The organism is Streptomyces sp. NPDC041968 (genome assembly GCF_055589025.1).
On sequence record NZ_JBVJCB010000008.1, the window covers coordinates 414,530 to 425,981 of the forward strand.

Annotated in this window: 8 protein-coding genes; 4 read left to right on the top strand and 4 right to left on the bottom strand. The window is 73.2% G+C overall.

The window, feature by feature from the left end:
- Positions 1-25: 25 nt before the first annotated feature.
- Positions 26-1,651 carry an EAL domain-containing protein gene (locus ACZ6EG_RS21965; RefSeq protein WP_469606725.1) on the bottom strand — a complete coding sequence of 542 codons (1,626 nt, stop codon included), beginning with the start codon at positions 1,649-1,651 and terminating at the stop codon, positions 26-28.
- Between the two features lie 148 nt (positions 1,652-1,799).
- On the opposite strand from ACZ6EG_RS21965, the gene ACZ6EG_RS21970 reads away from it, so the two are divergent.
- Together ACZ6EG_RS21970 and ACZ6EG_RS21975 are read left to right on the top strand one after the other, a co-directional pair.
- Positions 1,800-2,609 (top strand): M15 family metallopeptidase, encoded by an 810-nt coding sequence (locus ACZ6EG_RS21970; protein ID WP_469606730.1) that lies wholly within the window; start codon positions 1,800-1,802, stop codon positions 2,607-2,609.
- A gap of 47 nt (positions 2,610-2,656) precedes the next feature.
- Complete coding sequence (locus ACZ6EG_RS21975; RefSeq protein ID WP_469606733.1) at positions 2,657-3,193, top strand: NUDIX domain-containing protein; 537 nt, start codon at positions 2,657-2,659, stop codon at positions 3,191-3,193.
- On the opposite strand, the gene ACZ6EG_RS21980 is transcribed toward ACZ6EG_RS21975, so the two are convergent.
- Positions 3,184-5,571 carry a glycoside hydrolase family 31 protein gene (locus ACZ6EG_RS21980; protein ID WP_469606736.1) on the bottom strand — a complete coding sequence of 796 codons (2,388 nt, stop codon included), beginning with the start codon at positions 5,569-5,571 and terminating at the stop codon, positions 3,184-3,186. The genes ACZ6EG_RS21975 and ACZ6EG_RS21980 overlap by 10 nt on opposite strands.
- A 213-nt stretch (positions 5,572-5,784) precedes the next feature.
- Here ACZ6EG_RS21980 and ACZ6EG_RS21985 point away from each other — a divergent pair, with 213 nt between their 5' ends.
- Together ACZ6EG_RS21985 and ACZ6EG_RS21990 are read left to right on the top strand one after the other, a co-directional pair.
- Positions 5,785-7,761, top strand: coding sequence for an acetoacetate--CoA ligase (locus ACZ6EG_RS21985; RefSeq protein ID WP_469606739.1), 1,977 nt, complete (start codon positions 5,785-5,787; stop codon positions 7,759-7,761).
- Positions 7,762-7,882: 121 nt separating this feature from the next.
- Positions 7,883-8,773: a hypothetical protein gene (locus tag ACZ6EG_RS21990; protein WP_391970398.1), complete on the top strand. Its 891-nt coding sequence runs from the start codon at positions 7,883-7,885 to the stop codon at positions 8,771-8,773.
- A 70-nt stretch (positions 8,774-8,843) separates the two neighbouring features.
- On the opposite strand, the gene ptsP is transcribed toward ACZ6EG_RS21990, so the two are convergent.
- Together ptsP and ACZ6EG_RS22000 are read right to left on the bottom strand one after the other, a co-directional pair.
- Positions 8,844-10,514, bottom strand: coding sequence for a phosphoenolpyruvate--protein phosphotransferase (gene ptsP, locus ACZ6EG_RS21995; protein ID WP_391970399.1), 1,671 nt, complete (start codon positions 10,512-10,514; stop codon positions 8,844-8,846).
- A gap of 76 nt (positions 10,515-10,590) precedes the next feature.
- On the bottom strand, positions 10,591-11,040 hold the full coding sequence (locus ACZ6EG_RS22000) for a PTS sugar transporter subunit IIA (RefSeq protein ID WP_356605523.1): 450 nt from the start codon (positions 11,038-11,040) through the stop codon (positions 10,591-10,593).
- Between the last annotated feature and the right edge of the window lie 412 nt (positions 11,041-11,452).

The following is an 11,452-nucleotide window of genomic DNA, read 5'->3' on the forward strand; positions in this document are numbered from 1 at the left end:
CGGCGGCCGCCGCGAACGCCGCGGCTCACCCGGCGGGCGCCGCGGCCCGGTCCGAGCCGCGCCGGACCTCGTACCCCGGCGCCCCCGCCCGGCCCAGTACCCAGCTCGCCCCGCGCAGGGCCTTCGCCGCCTCCTTCAACGGCGCCAGGCACGCGGCGGCCTGCCGGTGCCCCGGCACGCTGCCCGGCGCGCACAGGACCGTCGCCAGGGACAGCGTCACGGACCGTCCGCCGGCCGACCACGGCACGTCCAGCACGGCGGCGGCGAGCGGGTCGAGCCCCTCCGGGTCGGTGAGGACCAGGAAGTCGTCCCCGCCGATGTGCCCCACGCACGCGGACCCCGTGGCCGCCTGCAGCAGCGCCCGCCCGACCGCCCGGATCAGGTCGTCGCCCGCCGCGAACCCGGCCCCGTCGTTCACCCGCTCGAAGTCGTCCACGTCGAGCCGGCTCAGCGCGAACGCCCGCCCCTCCGCGACCCACCGGTCCACCTCTGCGGTGATCGCCTCCGAACCGGGCAGCCTGGTCAGCGGATTGAGCCGCGCCGCCTCCTCCACCCGGCTCTCGGCCAGCGCCCGTACGAGATCCGCCAGCCGTACGACGCCCACGCACCGCCCGTACGCGTCGACCACCGTCACGTCGTCCGACGTACGGTCCGGGTCCCCGACCGCCACCACGTCCAGCACCTCCCAGGCCGTCGCGTCGACGCCCACCGTCCGCGGCGGGTCGCCGAGCTTGGCGGCGGGCCGGTCGGCGTACAGGGCGTGCCCGTAGCGCCCCGACATCGACAGCAGGAAGCGGGAGCGGTGGAGCGACCGCACCGGAACCCCGTCCCGGTCCACGAGCAGGACTCCGGAGACGTCGGGCGACCCCGTCAGCAGCGCCCGCACCTGCCCCGCCGACGCGGTCGACGGCAACAGCGCGGCGGGCCGCACGAACTGCCGTACCGGCGGCCCCGAGCGCGACGCCGGTACGGCGGCGTGCGAGCCGGGCGGAACGTACACGTCCGCCGTGGGCAACCGCGCCGGCGGCGCGAACAACTCCCCCTGCGCCAACTGCGCGCCGGCCGCTCGCGCGGCAGCACACTGCAGCTCCGTCTCCACCCCCTCGACGGACAGCAAGGCCCCCGACTCGTCGCACAGCACCCGCATCGCCCGCACGGCCGCCGGCCGCGTGAGCAGCGACGCGTCGAGCTTGACCAGCTCCGGCGCCAGATCCGTGAGCAGCCGCAGCGGCGCGTCCCCGTCCCCGACGCCGTCCGCGCAGATCCGGAAACCCTGGCCCCGCAGTACGCCCACCGCCTCCAGCAGCGCCCGCCGCGGTACGTGCGCGTACGGCGGACACACGTCCAGCGTCACCTCCCAGGGCAGCCGCCCCGCCTCACGCACGGCGTCGTGCAGGGCCCGGAGGCCACCGAGGTCGGCCGGCGTGCCCGCGAAGACGTTGACGTGCAGCGGCAGCAGCGTCTCCTTGCGGGCCGCCGCGCGGAACGCCGACACCGCCAGCCGGGCGTCGAGTTCGGGGTCGCGACGCGCCTCGGCCAGGATGTCGCCGGTCTCCGGGCGGGCGAGTACCTCCAGAGCGACCACCCCGCCGGTCATCAGGTTGACCACCGGTTGGAAGGCGAAGCGGAGAGTGTCCGTCCAGGAGCGCACGGGAGCAGAATCGCGCCGCGGACGGCCGCCCGGACCCAGTTCACGAGACTTTCACGCAGCGTTCCGCCCCGCTCACGCACCGCGTGCAGGGCGAACGGCCCCCCGTAGCCTTCCCTCCTCCCGGCCGCACCTGATAGATGCAGGGAACATGACACGACTGTCCGCCGCGCTCCGCGGTCTCGTCACCACCCTCGCCGCCCTGCTCACCGTGACCGCCGTCCCCGCCGCCGCCCGGGCCGAGCCCGGACTGCGCGCCCCGCGGGACTTCGTGGCCCTCGGGAGCGTCGATCCGACGATCATCCAGGAGATGCGCTACACCACCCGGCACAACTTCGTCGGCGAGCGCGTCGACGGCTACCGGCAACCCCTGTGCATCCTCACCCGCCCCGCCGCCGAGGCCCTCCACCGCGCCCAGACCCGGTTGCTGCGCCAGGGCTACTCCCTCAAGGTGTACGACTGCTACCGGCCGCAGCGCGCCGTCGACCACTTCGTCCGCTGGGCCGAGGACCTCGACGACCAGGACATGAAGGCCGAGTTCTACCCGGACGTCGACAAGACCCGCCTGTTCGCGGACGGTTACATCGCGGAGAAGTCCGGGCACAGCCGCGGCTCGACCGTGGACCTCACGATCGTCGAGCTCCCCGCGCGGCCGACCCGGCCGTACCGCCCCGGACAGCCCCTGGTGCCCTGCTACGCGCCCCGGGACGAGCGTTTCCCCGACAACTCCGTCGACATGGGCACCGGCTACGACTGCTTCGACACCCGCTCGCACACCCTCGACCCCCGCGTCCAGGGCGCCCAGCGCACCAACCGGCTGCTGCTCAAGAACACCCTGGAGGACGCCGGCCTGGTGAACCTCCCCGAGGAGTGGTGGCACTTCACGTACAAGCCCGAGCCCTACCCGGACACCTACTTCGACTTCCCGGTCTCCACCGGGTCGCTCACCGGCCGCGGCTGAGCCGCCCGCCGGAGCCGTCTGCGCAGCGATCGGCTACAGTCCGCCGCGTGTCCGAGACCCGAGTCCCCGTCCCCCATCCCGCACCCGGTTCGCACTGTTCGAGCTGCGGGACACGCTACGGAGACGGCGTCTCCGGCTGGCCCCGCACCTGCCCGGCCTGCCGCACCACGGCCTACCGCAACCCGCTGCCGGTGGCCGTCGCCCTCCAGCCCGTGTACGACACCCAGGGCACCGCCCTGGTCGTCATCACCCGCACCGTCACCCCCGCGCGGGGCGGCATCGCACTGCCCGGCGGCTACGTCGACGACCGGGAGGACTGGCGGCGGGCCGTGGTCCGCGAGCTCAAGGAGGAGACGGGCATCGACGCGTCGAGCCGCGGTGTGCGGCTCGCCGACGCCATGAGCTCACCCGACGGCCACCTGCTGCTCTTCGGCCTCCTCCCCGAGCGGCCCGCCCACGGGCTCCCGACGTCCACCGCCACGAACGAGACCGAGGGATGGCACCTGCTGCGCAGAGCGGAGGACCTCGCCTTCCCCCTGCACACCCGCGCCGTGCGGGCCTGGTTCGACGGCCGCTACGTCTGAACCACGCCCGGCGCGCCCTCCGTGAGCCCGCGGACCCGCACCGGGCAGAACGGCTCGGCCACGCCGTCCCCGACCTCCCGCTCCACGACCACCCGCGGCCCCTCCCAGCGCGAGACGTACCGCTCGATCTCCGGTTCCACCCAGCCGTCACCCGCGTCCGGCACCACCAGCCCGCCTCCGGTCCGCCCCCGCGCGGGCGCCCACACCTCCAACGCCGGCCCGCCGTCCTCACCGCGCACCGGAATCACCGCTCCCGCACGCGCCAGCACCGGAATCCGCTCCGGCGGAGCCTCCAGGAGAACCTGCGCGGGCCCCTCGTACGCCCGCTCCGTCGCCACGTCGTACCACCGCCCCCGCGGCAACCGCACCGCCCGCCGGTCCGCCCCCGGCTCCAGAACCGGGGCCACCAGCAGACAGTCGCCCAGCAGGAAGGCGTCCTCGCAGTCCCGCAGCGCCCGCTCCTCCGGCGACGACCACCACAGCGGTCGTACGTACGGCGCGCCCGTCCGACGGGCCAGATGCGCCAGAGTCACGAAGTACGGCAGCAGCCGCCGCCGCTCGACGAGCGCCACGCGCGCGTGCTCCAGCACCTCCGGACCGAACTCCCACGCCTGCCCACCCCCCGCCCGCAGCCCCCCGTACGTCCGGAACAGCGGCAGGTGGGCCGCCAGCTGGAGCCACCGCAGATACAACTCCGGCGACGGCCTCCCACCCACCCCGCCCACGTCCGTCCCCGCGTACGGCACCCCGCACAGTCCGAGCCCCATCACCAGCGACAGCGAGGCGCGCAGCCCCGGCCACCCCGTGGCCACCGCCCCCGACCACGCACCGCCGTACCGCTGCATGCCCGCCCACCCGGAGCGCGAGAAGACGAACGGACGCTCCTCGGGAGCCAGGGTCCGCACCCCCTCGAAGGCGGCCCGAGCCATGCACAGCGCGTACACGTTGTGGCCCTCGCGGTGGTCGCCGCCCCGGCCCTCCAGCGCGTGCCGCGCCGAAAGCGGCAGGGCCGACCCGCCGAACGCGGCCGACGAGCTGGGCTCGTCGAGGTCGTGCCAGAACCCGCCGAACCCCTGCCCGAGCCGCTCCTCGTGAAGCCCGCCCCACCAGGCCCGCGTGCCCGCGTGCGTGAAGTCCGGAAAGACCACGTCACCCTCTCGCGCCACACCCCGCACCGCCGGCCCCGCGGCGCTCCGCACGAAGAAGTCCGCGCCCGTCCCCCTCTCGTACACGGCGCCGCCGGGCGCGACCGGCACCGAGGGAACGACGGCCGACACCAGCCGGACGCCGTCCCGGCGCAGTTCCTCGGCGAGAACGGGCAGTTTCGGGTACCGCTCCTCGTCCACGGTGAACGGCTCGTGGGCGGCGAGGTGACCGACGCCCAGATGCACCGCGTCGAGCGGCAGATCACGCTCCTGGTGATCGATGACGGCACGCCGTACTTCCTGCTCGTCACCGGCACCCGACCGTGCGTGATGGTGACCGAGCGCCCACGCCGGCGGCAGCGCCGGCGCCCCGGTCAGCGAGGCCCAGGCCAGCAGCACGCGCGCGGGGGTCCCCACCGTCACCCAGCACCGCAGCGGCCTCCCGTCCATGCGCAGCACGCTCCGCCCGGGCCGGTCGTGCCCCGACCCGGCCCCCTCCTGCCCCTCCCGCAGCGTCACGGTGCCGTCCCACGAACTGTCGTGGAACACCAGATGCGTGCCCGCGTCGGCCACCACCAACTGCACCGGCATCGTGAGGGACGACGGGTCGTCGCCCGACGCGAGAGGCCGGCCGGGACCGGTGTTCCACAGCCGGTACGTGCCCTCCCGCAGCCGCGGCCCCTCAGCCCGCCCGCCGAGCCCGAAGAACCGGGCGTCCGCCGCCACCTCCGACCGCTGCGCCCAACGCGCCGGACCGCCACCGACCGGCTCCCACCAGCGAGGCGGCAGTTCACGGCGCAGCACGACCCCTCCGGGCGTACGGACCTCGATCGCGCCGTGCCGGGACACGACCACCGTCGCCCGCTCGGCCACCACCCGCCAGCCGCCGTCCTTGTCCGGCTCCAGCACCGCCCGCGGATCCGGCTCCGGACAGCGGCCCGCCAACGCGTACGACGGCTCCGGCCCGGCGCCGTCCCAGCCCCAGAACACGGCACCGTTCACCGCGACGCGGACCCGCAGCTCCGAGCGACCGAACCGGAGGACCCCGCCGCCGGGCCCCGGCTCCACCTCGCGCATCGGCCCGGGCACCCGCGCACGCTCCGCACCCCGGGGCGGCAGTCCCGCGGCGTCGGCACGACGTCTGCGCCAGGCCCCCCGAACGGTACGCAACCCCTGCGCCGCCCCCGCAGAACCGACCGCTTTCATCGAACGCACCAGGTCACGACCGTCCATGCTGCTCACCCTGCCACCGATCAGCGCCCGCGCGGGTGTCGTTCAACTGCCGTTCACCCGTGACCGCACCACATCTTCATGACACCGACTATGTGGGGCGCGCCCTGGTGTGGAAGTCGATCACATGGCATCGTCCGTGTCAGCCGCGTCACGCGCACACCCCAGCCCGTGCGCGGAGGACGCACACGACGCGCACAGTCCGGGAGCCGCCCCATGTCGACCGTGAACCCGCAGCCGCTCTGGCAGCCAGAACCCCAGCGCATCGCCCAGGCACGGATCACCAGCTTCCAGACCTGGGCCGCCGAACACCACGGCGCGCCCGCGGAAGGCGGCTACGCCGCCCTGCACCGCTGGTCCGTCGAGGAACTGGACACCTTCTGGAAAGCCGTCACGGAGTGGTTCGACGTCCGTTTCTCGACCCCCTACGCGCGCGTGCTGGGCGACCGCTCCATGCCCGGCGCCCAGTGGTTCCCCGGCGCCACGCTCAACTACGCCGAGCACGCCCTGCGCGCGGCCGCCACCCGGGCGGACGAACCGGCACTCATCCACGTCGACGAGACCCAGGAACCGCGTTCCGTCTCCTGGACCGAGCTGCGCCGCCAGGTCGGCTCCCTCGCCGCCGAACTGCGCACCCTCGGCGTACGCCCGGGCGACCGCGTCAGCGGCTACCTCCCGAACATCCCGCAGGCCGTCGTCGCCCTCCTCGCCACCGCCGCGGTCGGGGGAGTCTGGACCTCCTGCGCCCCCGACTTCGGCGCCCGCAGCGTCCTCGACCGCTTCCAGCAGGTCGAACCCGTCGTCCTGTTCACCGTCGACGGCTACCGCTACGGCGGCAAGGAACACGACCGGCGCGACACCGTGGCCGAACTCCGCCGCGAACTGCCCACCCTGCGCGCCGTCGTCCACATCCCGCTCCTCGGCGGCAAGGCCCCGGAAGGCGCCCTCGACTGGGAGACCCTGACGGCCGCGGACACGGAACCCGTCTTCGAGCAGGTGCCCTTCGACCACCCCCTGTGGGTGCTCTACTCCTCCGGCACCACCGGCCTGCCCAAGGCCATCGTCCAGTCCCAGGGCGGCATCCTCGTCGAGCACCTCAAGCAGCTCGGCCTGCACTGCGACCTCGGCCCCGAGGACCGGTTCTTCTGGTACACGTCGACCGGCTGGATGATGTGGAACTTCCTCGTCTCCGGCCTGCTCACCGGCACCACGATCGTCCTCTACGACGGCAGCCCCGGCCATCCCGACACGGGAGCCCAGTGGCGCATCGCCGAACGCACCGGGGCGACGCTCTTCGGCACCTCCGCCGCCTACGTCATGGCCTGCCGCAAGGCCGGCGTCCACCCCGCCCGCGACCACGACCTCTCCCGGATCCAGTGCGTCGCCACCACCGGCTCCCCGCTCCCGCCCGACGGCTTCCGCTGGCTGCACGACGAGTTCGCGGAGAGCGGGGCGGACCTGTGGATCGCCTCCGTCAGCGGCGGCACCGACGTGTGCTCCTGCTTCGCGGGCGCCGTCCCCACCCTCCCGGTGCACATCGGCGAGCTCCAGGCCCCCGGCCTCGGCACCGACCTGCAGTCCTGGGACCCGGGCGGCACGCCCCTGACCGACGAGGTCGGCGAGCTGGTCGTCACCAACCCCATGCCCTCGATGCCGATCCGCTTCTGGAACGACCCCGACGGCAGCCGCTACCACGACAGCTACTTCGACACGTACCCCGGCGTGTGGCGGCACGGCGACTGGATCACCCTCACCGCCCGCGGGTCCGTCGTCATCCACGGCCGCTCCGACTCCACCCTCAACCGGCAGGGCGTCCGCATGGGCTCCGCCGACATCTACGAGGCCGTCGAGCGCCTGCCCGAGATCAGGGAATCCCTCGTGATCGGCGTCGAACAGCCCGACGGCGGCTACTGGATGCCGCTCTTCGTCCACCTCGCCCCCGGCGCCGTCCTCGACGAGGCCCTGCTCGACCGCATCAAGCGGACCATCCGCGAACAGCTCTCCCCGCGCCACGTGCCCGACGAGGTCATCGAGGTACCCGGCGTCCCGCACACCCTGACCGGCAAACGCATCGAGGTCCCGGTCAAGCGCCTGCTCCAGGGCACTCCGCTCGACAAGGCCGTCAACCCCGGCTCGATCGACAACCTCGACCTGCTCCACTTCTACGAGGACCTCGCCCGCAAACGCCCCTGACCAGGCCACGGACGAGCCGGTCGCCCCGAACGGCGGCCGGCTCCCCGCTCCGCCCCGACGCCGCTGTCAGTGCCTCCGATTACTGTGAGTGAGCATTGATCGCTGCGCACAGGGGGAAAAGATGGCGCACACCGACCAGACCACACGACGCGTCCTGCGGCGGGAGATCGCCGGCACCATCGGCCTGCTCGCCGACGAGCACGACTTCCGCGCCATGCGGCGCTACCGCAGCTTCACCTTCGACGACCACCCCACCTACCTGCGGCAGGTGGAAGCCCTGCTCAGGGCACGCGCCGCACAGGGCACCCACACCACGGTCGCCCTCTTCGACCCGGAGGAGTACGCCGACTTCTGCGCCGTTTCCGACCTGGACCCCGACGCACCCGCCAGCCGCACCCGCTTCACCGCCGAGCTGGCCGCCGGCGGCCCTACCGTCGCGTACGAGGGCCAGCCCCTCGCGGACCTCCTCCCGGCCCTCGTCGAGGCAGCCGTCCGCCAGGCCACCTGGGAGTACGCGTCCACCCTCCTCGCCCGCCTCGGCAGCTGCGCCACCTGCGGCGAGGACCTGGGCCGAGCCGCGTTCGCCCGCGCCTCACGCCTCCTTCGCCGCGTCCTCGAGACGGCCCCTCCGGGCAACCGGCACCTTGTCTGCAGCGTCTCCGGCGCCCCGGAGACGCTGGTCTCGGTCCTCCACGCCGACGAGGATCTCGACGGCACTCCGCACGTCGACGAGGCCGAGGCCCTCGAATTCACCGGCGTCCTCGCCCTGGGCCTCGCCACGCACAGCCCCGGCGGCCTGGTCATGCGCGTCAGCACCTCCGGCGGACCCGACCGCATCCACGGCTGGCGCCTGCGCGGATACGGTCTCGAACCCCTCACCGCCGGCGAGGTCTTCGACGCCTACTGCACCGACGTCGAATCGGGTGACCTCATCTCCCCGGAGTCCAACGTGGACTACTGCGCGCCGCCCGACCTCGGAGACGACCACCTGCCACCGGGACACCACCACTGACGCGAGCGGGGCGCCCCACCCGCAGGTGGAACGCCCCGCATACCAGCCGCAACGGCGGCTCGTCCGGCTGCTACTCGCCGGACAGCACCGCCTGAGCGGCGCTGCGCGCCTCCTCGGCGCTGTCCGCCGCCCGGGCGGCCGCGGCGGCACGCTCGCACTGCGCCAGCGTGAACTTCGCCAGCGTCGCCCGTACGTACGGAAGCGAAGCGGCGCCCATGGAGAGGGAGGTGACGCCCAGACCGGTCAACACACACGCCAGCAGCGGATCGGACGCCGCCTCACCGCAGACACCGCAGCTCTTGCCCTCGGCCTTCGCCGCCTCGGCGGACAGCGCGACCAGGTCGAGCAGCGCAGGCTGCCACGGGTCCTGCAGCCGGGACACCGCGCCCACCTGCCGGTCGGCCGCGAAGGTGTACTGCGCGAGGTCGTTCGTCCCCAGCGACAGGAACTCGACCTCCTGGAGCACCGAGCGTGCCCGCAGAGCGGCCGACGGGATCTCCACCATGGCGCCGAACTTGGCCCGCAGCCCGGCCTCGCGGCACGCGTCCGCGAACGCCTTGGCGTCGGCACGGTCCGCCACCATCGGGGCCATGACCTCGAGGTACACGGGCAGGCCCTCGGAAGCCTTCGCCAGCGCGGTCAGCTGCGTGCGCAGCACGTCGGGGTGGTCGAGCAGCGTCCGCAGCCCGCGCACGCCCAGCGCCGGGTTCGGCTCGTCGCCCGGGGTCAGGAAGTCCAGCGGCTTGTCCGCGCCGGCGTCCAGCACCCGCACCACGACCCGGCCCTCGGGGAAGGCCTCCAGCACCTGCCGGTAGGCGGTGACCTGCTTCTCCTCCGACGGCGCATTCTTGCTGTCGTCGAGGAAGAGGAACTCGGTACGGAAGAGGCCGACACCCTCGGCCCCGGCCTCGACCGCGGCGGGCACGTCCGCGGGGCCGCCGATGTTCGCGAGCAGCGGCACCTTGTGGCCGTCCGAGGTCGCTCCCGGCCCGGTCGACGCGGCCAGGGCCGCCTTGCGCTCGGCGGCCTCCGCCGTAAGCCTCGCCCTGTTCTCCTCGCTCGGGTTCACGAAGATCTCGCCGGTGCTCCCGTCCACGGCGACGACCGTGCCCTCAGGAAGCTCACCGGCTCCAGGGAGGGCCACCACGGCCGGCACACCGAGCGCTCGAGCGAGGATCGCGCTGTGGCTGGTCGGTCCGCCCTCCTCGGTGACGAAGCCGAGGACCAGCGTGGGGTCCAGCAGCGCCGTGTCCGCGGGTGCCAGGTCCCGCGCGATGAGGACATACGGCTCGTCGCTGTCGGGGACACCGGGCATCGGCACCCCGAGCAGACGGGCGACGATACGATTCCGCACATCGTCGAGATCGGCCACCCGGCCGGCCAGGTACTCACCGGCACCGGCCAGCAGGGCGCGGTAGGCGGCGAAGGCGTCGTACACCGCACGCTCGGCCGTGCTGCCGACGGCGATCCGCCGCTCGACGTCGGCCATCAGCTCGGGGTCCTGCGCCATCATGGCCTGGGCCTCGAGCACCGCCTGGGCCTCGCCCCCCGCCAGGTTGCCGCGCGCCATCAGGTCGGCCGCCACAGCCTCCACCGCCTTGCGGGCGCGCCCCTGCTCGCGCTCCGCGTCCTCGGCCGGAATCTGCTTGGCCGGCGGTTCGAGCACCGCCGTTCCCATGTGCCGAACCTCGCCGATCGCCACACCGTGGCTCACGCCGACGCCTCGCAGCGTTGTCTCCATCTCACCCGTCCCGATAGTGCGGCGGGTCCCGCCGCCGCGGTGGTTGTCCCAGCGGCCGTCTGCGACGGCGCTGCCGTCACTTCCAGAGGAAGAGGCTTTCGCCGGCCTTCACTTCCCCGTCCTCACGCAGCTCGGTGAGGGCCTCGGCCGTCGCCTCCAGGGCCACGATCGGACAGATCGGGGACTTGCCCGCGGCCTCGACCGCAGCCGGGTCCCAGCGCACCACGCCCTGACCACGCACGACGGTGTCGCCCTTGTTCACCAGCAGCTCGAAACCCTCGCCGTTGAGCTGCACGGTGTCGATGCCGAGGTGGGTCAGCACACCGTGTCCGCTGTCGTCGACGACGACGAAGGCGTGCGGGTGCAGAGAGACGATGACCCCGTCCACGGGAGCGACGGCCTCGGAGGGCTCCCGTACGGGGTCGATGGCGGTACCCGGGCCGACCATGGCCCCGGAGAAGACGGGGTCCGGCACTGCGGCCAGTCCGATGGCACGTCCTGCGAGCGGGGACGAGACGGTGGTCATGGGAAGCCTCCCAGGGGCGGAGATGTATACGGGCCGTCACTGCCTGTCCCGGACGGCGCACTGTGCAGCAGGGTATGTCATAGGAAGTACCGGTTCCGCATGAGTGTTCCGATTAGAGGTCTAGACCACAGTCCCCACGGATTTGCACCCGTTCCGCGACTCCGTGTACAGTCGTTACTCCTGCCTGAGGTTGAGGGATGCGAACGCGTCCTCACCCCGGCAGCACCCAACTCATCAGATCCTATCGCTGGATCGCCTTCTGCATGCTCGCAGGACGGTGGTCAGAAGCACCGGGAAACGCTGGTAGAGTTGGGAACACCGAAGGGAAGCGCCCGGAGGAAAGCCTGAGAGAGTCTCTCGGGTGAGTACAAAGGAAGCGTCCGTTCCTTGAGAACTCAACAGCGTGCCAAAA